Source organism: Eikenella sp. NML070372, from assembly GCF_001648415.1.
Taxonomy (GTDB): domain Bacteria; phylum Pseudomonadota; class Gammaproteobacteria; order Burkholderiales; family Neisseriaceae; genus Eikenella; species Eikenella exigua.
The window spans coordinates 224,869-242,818 of record NZ_LXSN01000004.1; the positions used below are offsets into that span (position 1 = coordinate 224,869).

At 58.2% G+C, this 17,950-nt stretch carries 15 protein-coding genes and 2 tRNA genes; 11 read left to right on the forward strand and 6 right to left on the reverse strand.

What is annotated here, in order from left to right; genetic code table 11:
• The first annotated feature begins 141 nt into the window (after nucleotides 1-141).
• The gene (gene mutM / locus A7P97_RS02890; RefSeq protein ID WP_067530320.1) at nucleotides 142-963 is read left to right on the forward strand and encodes a bifunctional DNA-formamidopyrimidine glycosylase/DNA-(apurinic or apyrimidinic site) lyase; all 822 of its coding nucleotides are present in this window, start codon (nucleotides 142-144) and stop codon (nucleotides 961-963) included.
• Nucleotides 964-1,009: 46 nt separating this feature from the next.
• Nucleotides 1,010-1,804 (forward strand): 1-acyl-sn-glycerol-3-phosphate acyltransferase, encoded by a 795-nt coding sequence (locus A7P97_RS02895; RefSeq protein ID WP_067530321.1) that lies wholly within the window; start codon nucleotides 1,010-1,012, stop codon nucleotides 1,802-1,804.
• A gap of 65 nt (nucleotides 1,805-1,869) precedes the next feature.
• Here the strand turns inward: A7P97_RS02895 and lgt are convergent, their stop codons facing one another.
• Nucleotides 1,870-2,739: a prolipoprotein diacylglyceryl transferase gene (gene lgt, locus A7P97_RS02900; protein ID WP_067530322.1), complete on the reverse strand. Its 870-nt coding sequence runs from the start codon at nucleotides 2,737-2,739 to the stop codon at nucleotides 1,870-1,872.
• Nucleotides 2,740-3,099: 360 nt separating this feature from the next.
• On the opposite strand from lgt, the gene dapF reads away from it, so the two are divergent.
• Genes dapF through A7P97_RS02915 form a run of 3 tightly spaced genes read left to right on the forward strand, consistent with a single transcriptional unit; the run spans nucleotide 3,100 to nucleotide 5,242 of the window.
• The gene (dapF, locus tag A7P97_RS02905; protein ID WP_067530323.1) at nucleotides 3,100-3,948 is read left to right on the forward strand and encodes a diaminopimelate epimerase; all 849 of its coding nucleotides are present in this window, start codon (nucleotides 3,100-3,102) and stop codon (nucleotides 3,946-3,948) included.
• Entirely contained in the window at nucleotides 3,948-4,598 is a 651-nt protein-coding gene (locus A7P97_RS02910; protein ID WP_067530324.1) for a DUF484 family protein, read from the forward strand. Before dapF ends, A7P97_RS02910 begins: the two co-directional genes overlap by 1 nt.
• Nucleotides 4,598-5,242, forward strand: a complete 645-nt coding sequence (locus A7P97_RS02915) for a hypothetical protein (protein ID WP_067530325.1) — start codon at nucleotides 4,598-4,600, stop codon at nucleotides 5,240-5,242. Before A7P97_RS02910 ends, A7P97_RS02915 begins: the two co-directional genes overlap by 1 nt.
• A gap of 96 nt (nucleotides 5,243-5,338) precedes the next feature.
• Here A7P97_RS02915 and A7P97_RS02920 read toward each other — a convergent pair.
• The 5 genes from A7P97_RS02920 to A7P97_RS02935 form a co-directional block, all read right to left on the reverse strand.
• Nucleotides 5,339-5,414: transfer RNA gene (locus A7P97_RS02920), tRNA-Lys, on the reverse strand.
• A 138-nt stretch (nucleotides 5,415-5,552) separates the two neighbouring features.
• Nucleotides 5,553-5,801: a hypothetical protein gene (locus A7P97_RS10575; protein WP_231865628.1), complete on the reverse strand. Its 249-nt coding sequence runs from the start codon at nucleotides 5,799-5,801 to the stop codon at nucleotides 5,553-5,555.
• Nucleotides 5,802-5,810: 9 nt separating this feature from the next.
• Nucleotides 5,811-6,080 carry a hypothetical protein gene (locus A7P97_RS10580; RefSeq protein ID WP_231865629.1) on the reverse strand — a complete coding sequence of 90 codons (270 nt, stop codon included), beginning with the start codon at nucleotides 6,078-6,080 and terminating at the stop codon, nucleotides 5,811-5,813.
• Between the two features lie 381 nt (nucleotides 6,081-6,461).
• Entirely contained in the window at nucleotides 6,462-9,245 is a 2,784-nt protein-coding gene (ileS, locus tag A7P97_RS02930; protein WP_067530943.1) for an isoleucine--tRNA ligase, read from the reverse strand.
• Between the two features lie 498 nt (nucleotides 9,246-9,743).
• Nucleotides 9,744-12,563: an Rne/Rng family ribonuclease gene (locus A7P97_RS02935; protein WP_067530945.1), complete on the reverse strand. Its 2,820-nt coding sequence runs from the start codon at nucleotides 12,561-12,563 to the stop codon at nucleotides 9,744-9,746.
• 692 nt (nucleotides 12,564-13,255) lie between these two features.
• Here A7P97_RS02935 and A7P97_RS02940 point away from each other — a divergent pair.
• From A7P97_RS02940 to A7P97_RS02965, 6 genes are all read left to right on the forward strand, one after another.
• Nucleotides 13,256-14,254, forward strand: a complete 999-nt coding sequence (locus A7P97_RS02940; RefSeq protein WP_067530326.1) for an RluA family pseudouridine synthase — start codon at nucleotides 13,256-13,258, stop codon at nucleotides 14,252-14,254.
• Between the two features lie 99 nt (nucleotides 14,255-14,353).
• Nucleotides 14,354-14,773: a PH domain-containing protein gene (locus A7P97_RS02945; protein ID WP_185737525.1), complete on the forward strand. Its 420-nt coding sequence runs from the start codon at nucleotides 14,354-14,356 to the stop codon at nucleotides 14,771-14,773.
• A 101-nt stretch (nucleotides 14,774-14,874) separates the two neighbouring features.
• Nucleotides 14,875-15,093 carry a hypothetical protein gene (locus A7P97_RS02950; protein ID WP_067530328.1) on the forward strand — a complete coding sequence of 73 codons (219 nt, stop codon included), beginning with the start codon at nucleotides 14,875-14,877 and terminating at the stop codon, nucleotides 15,091-15,093.
• A 53-nt stretch (nucleotides 15,094-15,146) separates the two neighbouring features.
• A complete protein-coding gene (locus A7P97_RS02955) occupies nucleotides 15,147-15,791 on the forward strand; it encodes an HAD-IA family hydrolase (RefSeq protein WP_067530329.1) in 645 nt (214 codons plus the stop codon).
• Between the two features lie 361 nt (nucleotides 15,792-16,152).
• Nucleotides 16,153-16,226, forward strand: a tRNA-Gly gene (locus A7P97_RS02960).
• A 272-nt stretch (nucleotides 16,227-16,498) separates the two neighbouring features.
• Nucleotides 16,499-17,839, forward strand: a complete 1,341-nt coding sequence (locus A7P97_RS02965) for an anaerobic C4-dicarboxylate transporter (RefSeq protein WP_067530330.1) — start codon at nucleotides 16,499-16,501, stop codon at nucleotides 17,837-17,839.
• Nucleotides 17,840-17,950 lie beyond the last annotated feature (111 nt).

Consider the following 17,950-nt stretch of genomic DNA (forward strand, 5'->3'; position numbering starts at 1 on the left):
TTTTGCCTCTCAGAAACTCGGTCTTGGCTTTAATCAGACATCGATCTACTTTGTTGGGTTGAAGCTCACGCTTTCAGGTAGCCTAAACCGTGCAAACGGTCTAAACTTCTGGCTTTATATACTTCAAGCCCGAATTTCTCTATGCCCGAACTGCCCGAAGTTGAAACCACCCGCCGGGGGATCCAGCCCTATATGCAGGGCAAAACCGTGGCCGAGGTAGTGGTGCGCCAGCCGAAATTGCGCTGGCCGGTGCTGCCGGATTTGGCGCGGCAGCTGGTCGGCAGCCGCATCGTGCACATCCGCCGCCGCGCCAAGTATTTGCTGTTTGAATTTGCCCACGGCGTGATGCTGCTGCATTTGGGCATGTCCGGCAGCCTGCGCGTGTATCCCGACGGCAGTGCGCCGCCGCCGGAAAAGCACGACCACCTCGACATCGTTACAGACGACCAAACCGTGCTGCGCCTGCGCGACCCGCGCCGCTTCGGCGCGGTGCTGTGGTTTGCCGGGCCGGCGGAGCAGCACCCGCTGTTGCAGCATCTGGGCCCTGAGCCGCTGCAAGACGAGTTCACTGCAGGCTACCTGAAAAATGCACTCTCACGTCGCAAAAGTGCCATCAAAACCGCGTTGATGGACAATAAAGTTGTGGTGGGCGTGGGCAATATTTATGCCAACGAAGCGCTATTTGCCGCCGGTATCCTGCCCACCCGCTGTGCCGACAGCGTGTCTGCCGAGGAGTGCCGCCGCTTGGTAGTGGAAATCCGCAGCGTGTTGCACCGCGCTTTGGAAGCCGGTGGCAGCAGCCTGCGCGATTTTTTGCACAGCGATGGGCAAAGCGGCTATTTCCAGCAGCAATATAATGTATATGGCCGCGAGGGCAAAGCATGCCGTCAATGCGGCACGCCGATTGCGCGGCAGATTATCGGCCAGCGCAGCAGTTTTTACTGCCCGCAATGCCAGCGTTGAAGCTGTTCAGGTGGCCTTTCTCAATCTAATAATTAGACCAGCACAAATGAGCACGCAATCTACTTCAATTTTCACCCGTCTGTTCCGCGTCCTGCACCTGCTGTGTTGGTTTTTATGCACGATTTACCGGCTGTTCCGCCTGCGCGAATACAACCAGCATAGCAAAGACGTGATGCAGGATTTGGCGCGTAGTATGTTGAAAGTGTTGCATATCCGTATCGAAGCCAATCCGAACAACCCGCCGTTTCCGCCTGTGTTCCTCGGCGCGGCGAACCATGTGTCCTGGCTCGATCCGATGATCCTGATGGCCATGTATCCCACCGTGTTCATCGCCAAACGCGAAATACGCTCCTGGCCGGTGTTGGGTGCGATGGTAGCGCGCACCGGCGCGGTGTTCATCAACCGCAACAGCCGCAACGATGTGGCGCCGGTAAACGAGGCTATTGTGCGTTCGATGAGTGCGGGGCACAGCGTGTCGTTCTTCCCTGAATCTAAAGCTTCAGACGGCATATCGCTGCTGCCGTTTAAAGCTGCACTGTTTCAATCTGCGCTAGATAGCGGCCTTCCCGCCGTGGCCGTGGCGCTGCGCTACTGTGACAGTGACGGCTGCCGCACCACCACCCCCGCCTATGCTGGCAATACCGGCCTCTTTACAGCCCTGTGGCGTACCGTATCCATGCCCTACATCATCGTCCGCGTCGACTGTTCCATGCCGCTTACCCTGAATGCTGAAGAAACCGCTGACGCCTCCTCCCGCTTCCTGCTCAAAGATAAGGCCGAAGCTTTTGTGGGCGAGATTGTGAACGGGGAGGATAAGGGCCGATTGCTGTTGAAGGAATGAAAAAAGGCTACCTGGAAACTATTCTTCAGATAGCCTTTTTGTTTTCAAAGCCGTTGCATTAAATATCAACCCTCTGTCGGTTCGGCCTTGCGCCGGCCGAAGTAGAGGAAGCCGATAAGGCCGCAGGCGATCATGGGGAGGCTGAGCCACTGGCCCATGGAGAAGTTTAAATAGAGCAGGCCGAGGAATTCGTCGGGCTCGCGGGCAAATTCGGCGATAAAGCGGGCGGTGCCGTAGCCGAGCAGGAACAGGCTCACTACCTGGCCGGTTGGGCGTGGTTTTTTGGAAAACCACCACAGCAGCACAAACAGCAAAATGCCTTCCAGGGCAAATTGGTAGAGCTGGGAGGGGTGGCGCGGCAGCATGCCGTATTGCTGGAAAATCGCGCCCCACAGCTGCGGCTGCTCGGTGGCCAGTTTTAAGTCTTCGCTATGTGCTTGGGGAAAGCCCATGGCCCAGAAGGCATCCGGCCTGGTGACGCGCCCCCAGAGCTCGCCGTTCACAAAGTTGCCACCCAGGCGCACGGCAGCAAAGCCTAATGGGGTGAGCGGGGCGATGGAGTCGGCCAGCTTGAGCGGGTTGATTTTATGTTTGTAGGCAAACAGGAGGCCGGCGGTTACCACGCCGAGGAAGCCGCCGTGAAACGACATGCCGCCCTGCCATACTTTGAAAATTTCCAACGGATTGGCAAAATAGTAGGCGTGCTGGTAAAACAGCACATAGCCCAGCCGCCCTCCCACAATCACGCCGATAATGCCCCAGGTGAGGAAGTCGTCTAGGGTTTGCGTGGTAAACACGCTGTTGCCTTGGCGGATGCGCCGCCGCCCGAGCCACATAAACAGGGCGAAGCCGACGAGGTAGCTGACGGCATACCAGCGGATGGCGAGCGAGCCGAGCTGGAGCATAACGGGATTGAAAGCGGGATGGATCAACATAGGAAAATGCGGCTGAAACAAAAGGGTGCATTATAGCGCATCTGGCCATTGGCCGATAACGGGCAGAGGCGTAAAGAAAACCCGGTTTGGGTTGGATTTTGCCGGGTTGTGTTGTGGTTTTGTTGGGAAGTAGGGGTTTCAGGTAGCCTTGGTGGAGGGGAGAGGTTACCTGAAAAGAGCGATTGGGCTTATCAAGCTAAGAGGTCTGCTGGAAACGGAAGTATCTTGCCGTATGGCATGGCTATGCTGATTTTCAGGTAGCCTGTGCCGGGAAGACTACCTGAAAGTTGAAACGCGGCTTTAACTTGCGGCGGGGATTGGGTATGATAGCCCGCTTTGAAACTGCCGGCGGAGGCCGTGATGGCTGTATTGAAATTCACCAAAATGCACGGTTTGGGCAATGATTTTATGGTTATCGACGGCATCAGCCAGCATTTTGATCCGGCTGCCGCGCCGATTGCCGAATGGGCAGACCGCTACTGTGGCATCGGTTTCGACCAGCTGTTGTTGGTGGAAGCGCCGCCGCTGCCCGAAGCCGAGTTCGGTTACCGTATTTTTAATGCAGACGGCAGCGAGGTGGAGCAGTGCGGCAACGGCGCGCGCTGTTTTGCCCGTTTTGTGCACGAAAAAGGCCTGAGCCGGAACCGCCGCATCAAGGTGGCCACGGCCAAGGGGCTGATTGTGTTGAATTTGCAGGAAAACGGCCTGGTTACGGTGGATATGGGCGAGCCGCGTTTGGCAGCGGCGGATATTCCGTTTGCGCCCACGCCGGGCGAGGCTGCCGATGCCTTGTGGTATGAGATTGACTTGAATGGTGAAACCGCGCGTTTTTCCTGTGTGAATATGGGCAATCCGCATGCCGTGTTGGTGGTGGACGATGTGCACCGTACGCCGGTGGCCGAATGGGGCGCGCGCCTGGAGCGGCATCCGCAGTTTCCCGAGCGGGTGAACGTGGGCTTTATGCAGGTGCTGGATACGCACCATATCCGGCTGCGCGTGTTTGAGCGCGGCACGGGTGAAACCCAGGCCTGCGGCACGGGCGCGTGCGCGGCGGCGGTGGCCGGTATGCGGGCCGGGATGCTGGCGCGGCAGGGCGAGGTGTGCGTGAGCCTGCCGGGCGGCGATTTGCAGATTGAGTGGACGGCGGATAACCATGTGTTGATGTCAGGGCCGGCGGCCACGGTGTTTGAAGGAACGGTAACTTACTGATGGACGAAAAGAAAATATTAGCTTATTTGCAGGAGCACCCGGAATTTCTGTTGAACCATGCCGCCGATTTGGGTGTGCGTCCGGCAGAGGGGCGGGTGCAGTCGTTTGCGCAGGCGCAATGGCTGGCGCAGCAGAAAAAGGCGGCCAAAATGGCCGGGCAGCTGGCGCAAATCATGCAGGATGCCGACAGCAACCATCAAACGTTGGGCCGGATGCTCGGCTTCGTGCGACGCTTGCTGGCGGCCAATACGCTGTTGCAGGTGTTGCGTGCGGCGGAGGCGGGCTGGCAGGAAGATTTCGCGCTGCCGTCCGGCCGGGTGTGGCTGCTAGCCGAGCCGCCGAAAAAAGGCGCGGTTTCCGGCACCTACAGGCTACCTGAAAACCATGCCGCCCATGCTGCCTTGTCTGCTCTGGAAGAGCCGCTGTGCGGCAACCGCATCGCGCCGGCGCTGGTGAAGGCGCTGCCGCAGGAGGGCAGGGGGCTGGAGAGTTTCCTGCTGCTGCCCTTGCGCGTGAACGGGCAAACCGTGGCGGCGATGGTGGCGGGCGATGCCGATGAAACGCGCTTTACGCCGTATTTGCCGCTGGATTGGATGCGCGAGCTGGCTGCCTGCACCGCAGCGGCGCTGGCCAGAGCCGGCGGGTGGTAATGATGGCTTGGCAAAGCCCGACTTTGTGGGCGCTATCGGTGTATATCGCCGTATTTCTGACTTTGGCGTTTCAGCGGCAGCAGTTTTCTTGGCTGTGGGGCAGCGTGATGCTGTGGCTGGGCTTCGGCATCCTCAGCGCGCGGATTATGCCCGGCGTACTGGGGATTACCCATGTGGCCAACCTCTATCCGGTGTACGGCTATTTTGCGCTGGGCAGCCTGTTCCTGTTTGTTAATGGCTGGCGTTACGATGCGCGGCAGATGGGCTGGCGGCTGGACGGCGGCGGGGTGTTTCTGGCCTATTTCGCCGTGGTCGGCGCGGTGCAGCATATTACGTTTTTGTTTTTGCTGCTGTTTGCCGCCTGGCAGTATCCGCAAGGGATGTCGGTGCCACTGCTCACCGGCCTCATGTCGCTGTATCTGCTCAAACCGCTGCTGTGGATAGCCGGGCAGGCGCTGCTGATGCTGCTGATGTGGCTGCACCGGCATTATTTGAGCCGTGATGATGTGCTGCTGTTCAGCCCCTTGCAGCTTCAGGGCGTGTTGCTGATTAGTTTGCTTTTTCAGGTAGCCTGTTTGCTGGCGGGTGAAAAAATCCTACTGATTGCCCTGTTGCGTGCGTTGTGGATGCTGTTTTATGGATAGGGTCGAGTTAGTCCAAAGTTTGTCCAAAGTGCCACAGAGAACTCAGATAAAAGAAATCGCAAATCAGTATAACCAACTGATTTTCGACTTTAATTTTGGTGGGTCGTGAGCGGCTCGAACGCTCGACCAACGGATTAAGAGTCCGCTGCTCTACCAACTGAGCTAACGACCCATGTAATGTTGTGTATTGTAAAAATGCTTTAACAGACTGTCAAGCATGGTTGGTATGGCGGGAGAGGAAAGGCTACCTGAAAATTGAAAAATGGTTTTCAGGTAGCCTTTTATTGTGCGAGTAATGCGCCCTGCTTACCTAAGCCACCAGCCAAGCATTTTTGTGCTGATACATCAAATAGTCGACGATTTTCCCGTCTTCGTATGCCAGGCGGGGTTTTTGATCAGGGGTGCTCGGGATGCGTTCGTCTTGGCGCACGAATTCCAATAAATGGGTTTGGCCGTCTTTTTGCAGTTGCAGGGTGCAGCGGTGCTCGGCGAGGGAGCAATCGGTGATTTCGCAGCCGATGAGCAGGGGCGAGAGTTCGTCCCATTCGGCCCCGTTCAAGCTGCCGACTCAACCGCGTGCAGCGGTGTTGCCGTATGGGTAAATTTTTACTGCGCGGTTGTCCAACAGCGTGCTGTATCCCGCGTGCCATGCGGTGTAAACCAAGTATTCGTCTGTGTCCAGCAGCAGGCCGAAAAAGCCAGGGCCGCCCATGCCGTAAGTGCCTAGATGGGTGCAGAAACCAACAATTTTGCGCCCGATAGGGGATTTGGCCGCCAAATATTCGGGGCGGCCAAACAGCAGCACATCGCGCTTGAAGCGCATGAAACCGTAAACCATATAGGCACGGTCGGCCTCGCGGCGCGACAGTCCGACGGCGTAATGCGGCAGTCAGCCTTGCTCGTACCATTGCGGCACTTCTGCTTTGGGCATCATCATGCAACAGCTTTCCACGTTGCCTTGCTGCAGGTCTAAATAGGGGTGGCTTGTCATGTGTTTGATTCCTTATAGCTCAAATCCTTATTCCTTCCTATTGTATTGGCTCGCCTTATCGTACTAGCTGTGCTGTCTGGGGCTCACCGCCTGGTATGAAGAAATCATTATTTCAGCTATATGTGTTTTCAGGCTACCTGAAAAAAGGTGGGCAACTAATGCCCACCTTATTGCTGCGGATATTTTAACTTTCGTTGAAGCTGACGCTTTCAGGTAGCCTCAACCGGTTTAGGCGTAATCCCGCTCTTCACCTTTTCCATCCACATTCTCGGCGCAGCGGGCGCACAGGGTGGAGTGGGCGGCAACGCTGCCTACGCTGTCCACATAGTGCCAGCAGCGTTCGCATTTGGCCTCGGCACTGGGGCGGACTTCGGCAGTGAGTTCGTCGCCTTTTTGCAGCTCGATTTTGGAAACGAGCATGGCGAAGCGTAGTTCGCTGCCGAGTGCTTTCAGGTAGCCGTATTGCGGTTCGGGCGTGGTGAGGACGACTTCGGCCTGCAATGATGAACCAACGGTTTTGTCGGCACGCAGCGGCTCGATGGCGGCGGTAACGGCGGCGCGGGCTTCGCGGATGTGCGTCCATTTTTCCACGAGCGCGGCTTCGCCGGCGGCGGGGATGGGCGGGAAGTCGTGCAGGGTGTGATAAAGCACGCTGTCTTCTTCACCGCCACCGATGATGTCCCACGCTTCTTCGGCAGTGAAGCAGAGGATGGGCGACATCAAAAGCACGAGGCTGCGCGTGATGTGGTAGAGCGCGGTTTGCGCGCTTCGGCGAGCGTGGCCGTCTTTTTTGGTGGTGTAGAGGCGGTCTTTCAGGATGTCCAGATAGAACGCGCCGAGGTCTTCGGAGCAGAACTGTACGATGTCCTGCACGGCGAAGTGGAAGGCGTAGCGCGGGTAGTGGCTACCTGAAACTTTTTCCTGCAACCGGCGCGCCAGCACGAGGGCGTAGCGGTCGATTTCCACCATGTCGGCCTGCGGCACGGCGTCTTCAATCGGGTTGAAGTCTTTGAGGTTGGCAAACAGGAAGCTGAGCGTGTTGCGGATGCGGCGGTAGCTTTCGGTTACGCGCTTGAGGATTTCTTTGGAAATCGCCAGTTCGCCGCTGTAGTCGGTGGCGGCAGCCCACAGGCGCAGGATGTCGGCGCCGAATTCGTTATACACCTCCTGCGGGGCAACCACGTTGCCGATGGATTTGGACATTTTGCGCCCGTTCTGATCGACCACGAAGCCGTGGGTGAGCAGTTGTTTGTAGGGCGCGCGGCCGAGGGTGGCGCAGCCGGTGAGCATGGAGGATTGGAACCAGCCGCGGTGCTGGTCGCTGCCTTCCAGATACAAATCGGCCGGCCAAGCGAGCTCGGGGCGCTGTTTCAGCACGGAGAAGTGGGTGCTGCCTGAATCGAACCACACGTCCATGGTGTCGGGCAGTTTGTCGTATTGTTCGCAGTCTTCAGGCGACAGCAGCTCGGCTTTGTCCAGTTCAAACCAGGCGTTGATGCCTTTTTTCTCGATGGGCAGGGCGACTTTTTCCAACAGCGCGGCGGAATCGGGGTGCAGCTCGCCGGTTTCTTTGTGGGCGAAGAAGGTCATCGGCGTGCCCCAGAAACGCTGGCGGCTCACCACCCAGTCGGGGCGGCCTTCAATCATGGCTTCCAGCCGCGTGCGTCCCCAGGCGGGGAAGAATTCGGTGTCGTCCACGGCTTTGAGGGCTTTGTCGCGCAGGGTTTTGCCGTCTGTGCCGGCTTTGTCCATGCCGATGAACCATTGGCCGGTGGCGCGGTAAATCAGCGGGGTTTTGTGCCGCCAGCAGTGGGCGTAGCTGTGTTCGATTTTGCCGTGGGCGAGCAGGCGGCCGTTTTCTTGCAGCCAGTCGATAATCGGCTGGTTGGCTTCCCACACGGTCATGCCTGCCAAGCGCGGGGTGTCAGCGGCATAGCGGCCTTGCGCGTTCACAGGGTTGATGAGCTCGATGCCGTATTTGTTGCAGACAAAATAGTCTTCCAAACCATGCGCAGGCGCGGTATGAACGAGGCCGGTACCAGCTTCGGTGGTTACATGGTCGCCGTTTAAAACGGGGATATCGCGTTCGACAAAGGGGTGTTCGGCTTTCAGGTTTTCCAAATCCGCGCCGGTGCATTCGGCGAGGACGGGGCTACCTGAAAAACCGTAGCGTTCCAGCGCGGCTTCGGCCAAATCTTTGGCCAGCACCAGTTTGCCACGCGGCGTGTCGATGAGTTGGTACACGATATCGGCACCGGCAGAAATGGCCTGGCTGGCGGGCAGCGTCCACGGGGTAGTGGTCCAAATCACGGCAAATGCGTCGCCGGAGATTTCAGGCAGCCTGAAAGCCTTGGCCAGTGCGGCGTTGTCTTGGAAGCGGTAGGCCACGTCAATCGCGTGGGAGGTTTTGTCTTTGTATTCCACTTCGGCTTCGGCCAGCGACGAGCCGCAGTCCAAACAGAACTGCACGGGCTTCGCGCCGCGATACAGGTAGCCTGCTTTGTAAATCTCGCCCAGCGTGCGCACGGTGTCGGCTTCGGTTTGGTAGTCCATGGTCAGATAGGGGTTTTCCCAATCGCCAATCACACCTAGGCGGATAAAGTCTTTTTTCTGACGCAGAATCTGCTCGGCGGCATATTGGCGGCACAGTTCGCGGAACTTGCTGGGCGGCATTTCTTTGCCGTGCAGTTTTTCCACCATCACTTCAATCGGCAGGCCGTGGCAGTCCCAGCCCGGCACATAGGGCGCGTCGAAGCCCGCCAGCGTTTTGCTGCGGATAATGATGTCTTTCAAGATTTTATTGACTGCATGACCGATGTGGATGTCGCCGTTGGCATAGGGCGGGCCGTCGTGCAGGATGAATTTCGGGCGGCCGGCGGCAATTTTGCGCAGCTTCTGATAACGTTTTTCGTCCTGCCACTGCTTCACCCACGCCGGCTCGCGCTTGGCCAGATTGCCGCGCATGGGGAAGGGGGATTCGTAGAGGTTTACGGTTTTGGCATAGTCGGTCATGTTGGTCTCGGAATAGAGTACGGCTGTGCGGCGGGCCGTTTCAGCCTGTCTGTTGTGCCGGAATAAGTGAAAATACAAGTTATCAATTTTATAAGGATTTGGTATAAAAGGCTACCTGAAAGCGGGTTTCAGCTGAGTAATCCGCTATAAAACGGGCAGCAGTGTTTTCAGCTAGCCTCAGGCGGGAGGGGAGGCTACTTGAAAATAGGGGGCGGGGGATGGGTTGGTTTACTATGGCTGAAGTGCTTCATTTCATGCGGTGTTGGCTCGCCGCCCTGCTGTATGGCAAGCCAACCTAATTTGGCACGGCATGGGTTCGTCTTGCCGAATTTTTGTGTCGCCTGCAGCTCGCCGCCTTGCGCCGACTTTATTCCAAAATCAGTTCGGCCATTTTGCGATTAGATTTCAGGTAGCCTCAAATCGCCGATAACAAACCGCCCCAAGCATTTGTTCGGGGCGGTTGGTTTGTGGCCTGGGCGGGCTACCTGAAAACCTACATCAGCTGTGGTGGGTTTCCACTTGCTGCAGTTGCTGCGGCTCGGGCACGGCAGCCGGGGCGGCGGGGGCAACATCGGCGCGGCGCAGGCCTTTGGGCTGTTCGGGCTCGGGCTGAACGGCAGTGAGCGCTGCGGGATCGGTTTGCACCAATACCAGACCACCCAGGTCGGCGGCCGCGGGTTCGGCTGCGGTTTGTTGCGGAACGGGTTGCGCCACGGCTGCCGTTGCCGTTTCTACGGCTTGGGCTGCAGCAACAATGGAATCATCAGCAGGAGCAGCCTCCGGAGCGGCTTGGGTTTCGGCAGATGAGGTTTCTACTGCCACGGTTTCCACCACAACGGCTTCTTCCCGCGCTGCTTCCACAGCCGGGCTTGCAACAGCAGCCGGGTTGACGGCTTCGGCAGCTTCCACGGCTTCAGCTGCATTTTCTTCGGCAAACACGAAGGTGGGCGCATCGGCTTCATCGGCCACTTCGGGGATGGTGATGACCAGCGGTTTATCGTTGTCGGCCTCATCAGGCTGCGGCACGGGGGCGGGCGCTTCGGTGTGCAGGCCCAATACCACGTCGGCGGCAGATTTCACCAGCTCGGCTTGCAGCGGAATATTCAGATATTGGATGATTTTCTGTGCAGAGGGGATGTTGCGCTGGCGGCTTCGGCCTTTGCCGTTGCGCTGGCTGCTGTCTTGGCGGCGGTCGCGGCTGGAGCGGCGTTCGTTGCGTTCGCCGCGCTCATTGTTACGCTCGCGCTCGCTTCGTTCGCTACCACGCTCTTGGTTTTCTGCAGAGCTGCCGGTGTCATCAGCAAAACGTTCGGGGATGTCAGCCGCTTGGCTGGCGGCCTGCAGCTTATCGTTTTCAGCCGAGGCTACCTGAACATCGCTGTCTTTGCGTTGGCGGCGGCGTTGGCGCGGATTGGGCTGCTGCTCGGCAGCGGGTTTCTCTGCCAGCTGTTGCGGTGTGCGGTTGTCCAAGGTTTCGGCATCGTCGGCATTTTGCTGGCGCGGCGGGCGGCTGTTGCCGTTTTGGCCGCGCTGCTGGCTGCGGTTGCGGCGGTTGCGGTTTTGCGGGGCTTTGCCGCGATTGCCGCCGTTGCGCCCGTTGTTGGCTGCGGGGGCTTCGGCGGGTTTGCTTTCGCCGCCGCCGAACAGTTTGGCAAACCAGGCGCCGATGCCGGCCAGCAAGCCGGGTTCGGCAGACTGCTGCACCACGGGGGCGGGGCTGCTGTGTTTGATGCCTTTTACGGCGGGCTCGGGTTTCACCGGCTTGGCCTGGCGGCCGATTTCCAAGGTTTGGCTGTCGTCTTCTTCGGGGATTTCGACTTGTTTGTAGCTGGGTTCGGCATCGTCGTCCACGTCGTCGGGGCGCACGCGGGTGATGTTGTAGTGCGGGTTTTCCAGATGGATGTTGGGAATCATCAGGATGGATACGTCCAGCCGCTCTTCCAGGCCGAACAGCTCGGCACGTTTTTCGTTGAGCAGGAAGGTGGCCACGTCCACCGGCACTTGGGCGTGCACTTCTTCGGTGTTGTCCTTCATCGCTTCTTCTTGGATGATGCGCAACACGTGCAGGGCGGTTGATTCGATGCCGCGGATCACGCCGGTGCCGGCGCAGCGCGGGCAGGCCACGTGGCTGCTTTCGCCCAGGGAGGGGCGCAGGCGTTGGCGGGAAAGCTCAAGCAGGCCGAAGCGGGAGAGTTTGCCCATCTGCACGCGGGCGCGGTCTTTCCGCAGCGCGTCGCGCAGGGTGTTTTCCACATCGCGCTGGTGCTTGGGGTTTTCCATGTCGATGAAGTCGATCACGATCAGGCCGCCCAAGTCGCGCAGGCGCATTTGACGGGACACTTCTTCGGCGGCTTCCATATTGGTTTGGAAGGCGGTTTCTTCGATGTCGGCGCCGCGGGTGGAGCGGGCGGAGTTCACGTCTACGGAAACCAGGGCTTCGGTGTGGTCGATTACGATGGCGCCGCCGGAGGGCAGGCTCACGGAGCGCGAGAAGGCGCTTTCGATTTGGTGCTCGATTTGGAAGCGGGAGAAGAGCGGGATGTGGTCGTCGTAGTATTTGAGCTTGCCCACGTTGTGCGGCATCACATAGCTCATGAATTCCTGCACTTGGCCGAACACTTCGCGGTTGTCGATGAGGATTTCGCCGATGTCGGAGCGGTAGTGGTCGCGGATGGCGCGGATGAGCAGGGAGCTCTCCATGAAGAGGAGGTAGGGGTCTTGATGGGCGTTGCCGGCTTCTTCGATGGCGCGCCACAGTTGCAATAGGTAGTTGAAATCCCATTGCAACTCTTCCACGCTGCGGCCGATGCCGGCGGTGCGGGCGATCAGGCTCATGCCGGGCGGCACGTCGAGCTGGCTCATGGCGGCTTTGAGCTCTTGGCGCTCTTCACCTTCGATACGGCGGGAAATGCCGCCGCCGCGCGGATTGTTCGGCATGAGCACGAGATAGCGGCCGGCCAGGCTGATGAAGGTGGTGAGCGCGGCGCCTTTGTTGCCGCGTTCGTCTTTTTCCACCTGCACGATAACCTGCATGCCTTCCTGCAATACGTCTTGGATGCGGGCGCGGCCGCCGTCGTAGTCTTGGAAGTAGGCGCGGGAAACTTCTTTGAAGGGGAGGAAGCCGTGGCGGTCGGTGCCGTAGTCCACGAAGCAGGCCTCGAGCGAGGGCTCGATGCGGGTGATGATGCCTTTGTAGATATTGCCTTTGCGCTGTTCTTTGCCCAGCGTTTCAATGTCGAGATCGAGCAGGTTTTGCCCGTCTACAATCGCCACGCGCAGCTCTTCGGCCTGGGTGGCGTTAAACAACATACGTTTCATGATATTGCTAACCTTTTGTTTGGTTTGCAATTCCGAAGCGCGTAATCAGTTTGGCCGCTTTGCTGCCGCTGGGGAAGGCTACCTGAAAACAAAGTTAAAACCGGCAGCCGTATGCTGTGCGGGCCTGAAGCGCGGTGTGCGGCAAACCGCCGGGGCGGTCGGGCAGCCGGCTTCGGGCGCGGGCAGAAAACGGTAAAGAAGGTAGTGAAAGAGCGGGGCGGGCATCGCTGCCGCGCCGGCCGCCGGAGGGGCGGCTGATTTGGCAAGCCGCGGCAGGCCGGGTGGCGGCCGCTTGCGGCGGGGTATAGCGGATTGGTTTAAAGCAAGGCTGTGCCGGCTGGTTTTACCGTACTGCTTGGGTTGCGGCTTGCCGCTTGGCTTTGGTTTAACTTAAATCCGTTATTAATTCGGTGTTGTGGTCTTCTTTAAGCCCGGCAGCGGGTGCGGCGGCGCGCTGGTCGCGTCTTAGGCCGTTTGGGCTGCCGGAGCCGTAAACTCAATTACTATTTCAGTCTGCCCGCTAAAATGCCTGACAGGCAGAGGAAAGCCGTTCGGAATTGTCTTTTTACGATAAAATAAACAGTAAACAATCAACTTGCCAACCCGGCGGCACCCTTTGTTTTTCGCTTTGTTGAAGCTTGGCTTTCAGGTAGCCCGGGCACGGTGTCGGCAGGGAGGGGATTATAGAGAAAATGCCAGCAATTAGCAAAGATTCAGTCAATTATTTGAGCGTGGACGAAGCCGCCGCCGAGCAGCGTTTGGATAACTTTCTCATCCGCCTGCTCAAAGGCGTGCCCAAGAGCCATATCCACCGCATCATCCGGGGCGGCGAAGTGCGCGTGAACAAAAAACGTGCCGCTGCCGACAGCCGTTTGGCCGCGGGCGACGAAGTGCGGGTTCCGCCGATCCGGCTGGCGCAGAAAGCTGGGCAGGCCGGGGCTGCCGTGCCGCCGCGCGAGTTTGACATTGTGTTTGAAGACGAGCACCTTTTGGTGGTGGACAAGCCTTCCGGCGTGGCCGTGCACGGTGGCAGCGGCGTGAGCTTCGGCGTGATCGAACAGCTGCGCCGCGCCCGGCCTCAGGCGCGTTATTTGGAATTGGTGCACCGGCTGGACAAAGATACCAGCGGCCTCTTGGTGGTGGCCAAAAAGCGCAGCGCATTGGTGAAGCTGCACGAAGCCTGGCGCAACGATAAGCCGGAAAAAGTATATTTGGCGCTGGGCATGGGCGCGTGGCCGCAGGGCGTGCGGCAGGTGAAGCTGCCGCTGTTCAAATACACCGGTGCGGCAGGCGAGAAAATGGTGCGCGTGAGCGAAGAAGGGCAGAGCGCGCACACGCTGTTCCGCGTGCTGGAAAGCTTCGGCGGCACGCCGCTGCACGCGGTGGGGCTTTCCGCCCTGAGCCTGATGGAAGCCACGCTGCGCACCGGCCGCACCCACCAAATCCGCGTGCACATGCAGTCGCAAAACTGTCCGATTGCCGGCGACGAACGTTACGGCGACTACACCGCCAACCGCCGCCTGAAAAAGCTCGGCCTCAAACGCATGTTCTTGCACGCCCACCACTTGGTGCTCGAGCACCCGGCAAGCGGCGAAACGCTGGTGCTTACCGCGCCGCTACCGGAAGAGTTGCGGCAGATGCTGGAAGGCTTGCGGCAGGGCAAAGGGCTACCTGAAAAATCGGAATGTTGAGGGCGGGAGGTGAATGATGGAATACGAGCTGCGTATCAGTTTTTCCGTTGCAGCCTATGGCTGTTGCCGAAAGCGGCGGTTTTTCTCGGGTTCGCGTTTTTGCTTCTGATCGGGAGCGATTCGGCGGCACACGATACTTTTGCTTATGTGCTGTTGTGGCTGTTTGCCGCAGTGGGCGGGCTGTTTGTGCTGGTGTGGCTGCGCTGCATCACGGGCTTTCGGCCGGTTGTGCTGACGCAGCAGGGCGTGGTGCTACGTTCCGTATGGGGCAGGAAGCGGCTGGTGCGCTGGGCGGATATCGAGGACGTTCGGGAGTGTACAATCCGTGCCAACGGTTGGAGCACTGATTTTGCAGCTTTGTGTTTGCGGGGAGACAGCCAGTATGCGCCGTATGATTGCCGCTATGCCGAGAGCAAGAAGCAGGTGTTGGTTCCATACAGCCACGTTATGCGCGGCGGGCATCGGAATGTGCAGCAGCAGCTGCGAAGCGCCCTGAGCCTCTATGGATCGCAGCTTTAGCCGGTGCCGGTGTTCGGAAGGGCTACCTGAAAAAAGTGTGCCCATTATTCCGGCTCTGTTTCTCAGGTAGCCTGTTTGCCATTTAGCCAAAAAGGAAAGATATGCAGCAAAACGATAAGCAGCCCAAATTCAAAGTGATCCTGCCGGAAGGCTTTTCTTTGGAGCGCTCCAAGCAGGCGATTACCCAGCCCGTCGAGAGCGGCCGTGCCGATTTGGAGGAAATCATCCGGCAGGAAACGGCGTGCCGCCAAGCCGAGGCAGAAGCCGATGAAATCATGATTAACGCCTTGCTGCACGGCGCAGGGCGCGGATTGAAGTGAGGCTACCTGAAAATTCAGCCAGCCTAAATTTCCAAACACATCAAGGAATGCCCATGAAACCGTATCGAGTATTGATTTTCGACTGGGACGGCACCTTAGCCGATTCCACCGCCCAAATCGTGCAGGGCGTGCAAAACTCTTTTTGCCGCTTCGGCTGGCCGCCGCCCGCCGAGGCCGACATCCGCGCCACCATCGGTCTGAGCCTGCGCGAAGCCCTGCGCCGCCTGTGCCCGCAGTTGGATCAACAGCAAACCGAAGCCGCCATCCGCGCCTATCAGCACGAATTCCACCACCACCGCGAGCAAACCGTTTTGTTCTCCGACGCGGGCAATACCCTGCAGCGGCTGCAACAGCACTACTGGCTGGCCGTGGCCACCGGCAAAGGCCGGCGCGGGCTCGATGCCGCCCTGGACGAAACCGACACGCGCAGCTTCTTCCTCGCCACCCGCACCGTCGACGAATGCGCCTCCAAGCCCCAGCCGGAAATGGTGCTCTCCATCTGCGACGAATTGGGCGTGCACCCGGCCGAAGCCCTGGTAATCGGCGACACCACCCACGATTTGCACATGGCGCACAACGCCCAGAGCCCCGCCATCGCCATCACCACAGGCGCCCACACCCCCAGCCAACTGCAAACCGCTCCGCATCTGGCCATGCTGGACGGCTTAACCAGCTTGGCGGCCTGGCTGGCAGAATAAAGGCTACCTGAAAGAGTAAGCTTCAATGAAGTTAAGATGAGTTTTGCGAGTTTCTGTGAAGCTAAGATTTTTTGCCGTGCAGTGTGGAGTAGAATGGCACATTTTTGATATTACCGCTGTTTGTGGGCGGCAGCAGGCCAGAATTAAGGAGGGGGTGAGTCTGGAAGGGCGGTCGGCCGGATTTGGAGGCCTTGTGTGGCTCTGCTGGCAGTGATGTGCGTTTGGATTGGGACTATCTGGTTTGCGAGACCGGCAGCGATGCCCAAGCGCAGATAGGGTGCTGGGCGAGCTGACATTCCTTGATTAGGCGCAGGCTGGTAGTTTGCATGGAAATCCTCTATACTGCGCGCACTCCTATTTTGCGGGTATCGTCTAATGGTAAGGCACCGGCTTCCCAAGCCGACTATGCGGGTTCGATTCCCGTTACCCGCTCCATTTTCTTTCCCATGCTACTTTCCTGGCATGGGATTTTTGTTGGCAGTTTGTTAAGAAATATTTACAAGTAGGTGGATGGAATGCAGAGGGACGGCTTTTCGGGCAGGGTGTGTGGGGAGGTGTAGTTAAGGATAGATAAATATTTATTGTTTATATACAAATTATTATTTCGAATAAAGGCTACCTGAAAATAAAATCCGTTTTATTTTCAGGATAAAGTTTGGTAGCCTCGGCGCTCTTTTTGCATACATAAATTTACTTTGGAGACCATAATGAGCTTTTTTGCTCAATATGCGCAGTTTTTTATCCAGTTTGCTGTGGTGCTGTTGTGCATCTTAGCCGGTGCCCAGGTGGGCGGCATCGGCTTAGGTGTGTTCGGCGGCATAGGTTTGGCAGTGTTGTCGTTCGGTTTCGGCCTAGAGCCCACCAGCCCGCCGATTGATGTGATGCTGATGATTATGGCGGTCGTGTCGGCAGCGGCAGCCATGCAAGCGGCCGGCGGTTTGGACTATATGATTAAAATCGCCACCCGCGTGCTGCATAAAAACCCGAAATACATCACCTTTATCGCGCCGATGGTTACCTATACCTTCACCGTTTTGGCCGGCACGGGGCATGTGGCCTATTCCGTGCTGCCGGTGATTGCGGAAGTGAGCCGCAAAAACGGTATCCGCCCGGCGCGCCCGCTCACCATGGCGGTGATTGCTTCGCAGTTTGCCATTGTGGCCAGCCCGATTGCGGCGGCGGTGGTGGCTTGCGTGAGCTACCTCGAGCCGCAGCATATTACGATGGCAGACGTGCTCAAAGTGAGCGTGCCTTCCACCATTATCGGCATCGGTATTGCCTGCGTGTTGGTAAACCGGATGGGTAAGGAATTGAAAGACGACCCGGAATACCAACGCCGCCTGAAAGATCCGGCCTACAGCAAGCTGTATGACACGGAAACCGTGGCCGCCGATGCGCAAGTGGGCGGCAAGGCTAAGATTTCGGTAGGGATTTTCCTGTTTGCCGCTATTTTGGTGGTGCTGCTCGGCGCGATGCCTTCGCTGCGCCCGGTATTTAACGACAAGCCGATGGGTATGGCGCACACCATTGAAATTGTGATGCTTTCTGCTGCCGCGCTGATTATTGTTACCTGCAAACCAGATGGCAACGCGATTACGCAGGGCTCAGTGTTCCATGCCGGTATGCGCGCCGTGATTGCCGTGTTCGGCGTAGCCTGGTTGGGCGATACGCTGATGCACGGGCATTTGGACGAAGTACAGCAGGCAGTGTCCGGCCTGGTGCAGAGTGCGCCGTGGACGTTTGCCTTTGCGTTGTTTGTGCTCTCTATATTGGTGAACAGCCAGGGCGCCACTGTGGCTACGCTGTTTCCGGTGGCCATTTCGTTGGGCGTGCCCACGCCGGTTATCATCGGCACATTCGTGGCGGTGAACGGCTATTTCTTCATTCCGAACTACGGTTCGATTATTGCCGCCATCGATTTCGACAGCACGGGCACGACGAAAATCGGCAAGTTTATTTTCAACCACAGCTTTATGCTGCCCGGCTTGTTGAGCATGGGCTTCAGCTTGGCCTTCGGCCTGCTGTTCTCCAAGATGTTCTTCGGCTGAACGGTTTGATTGGAATACAAACGCCCGGGCTTTGGCTCGGGTGTTTTGCTTGGGGGAAGGCTACCTGATGCTTAGCTTCTCAAGAACTCAAGTAGCTCGTTTGATTTCGTT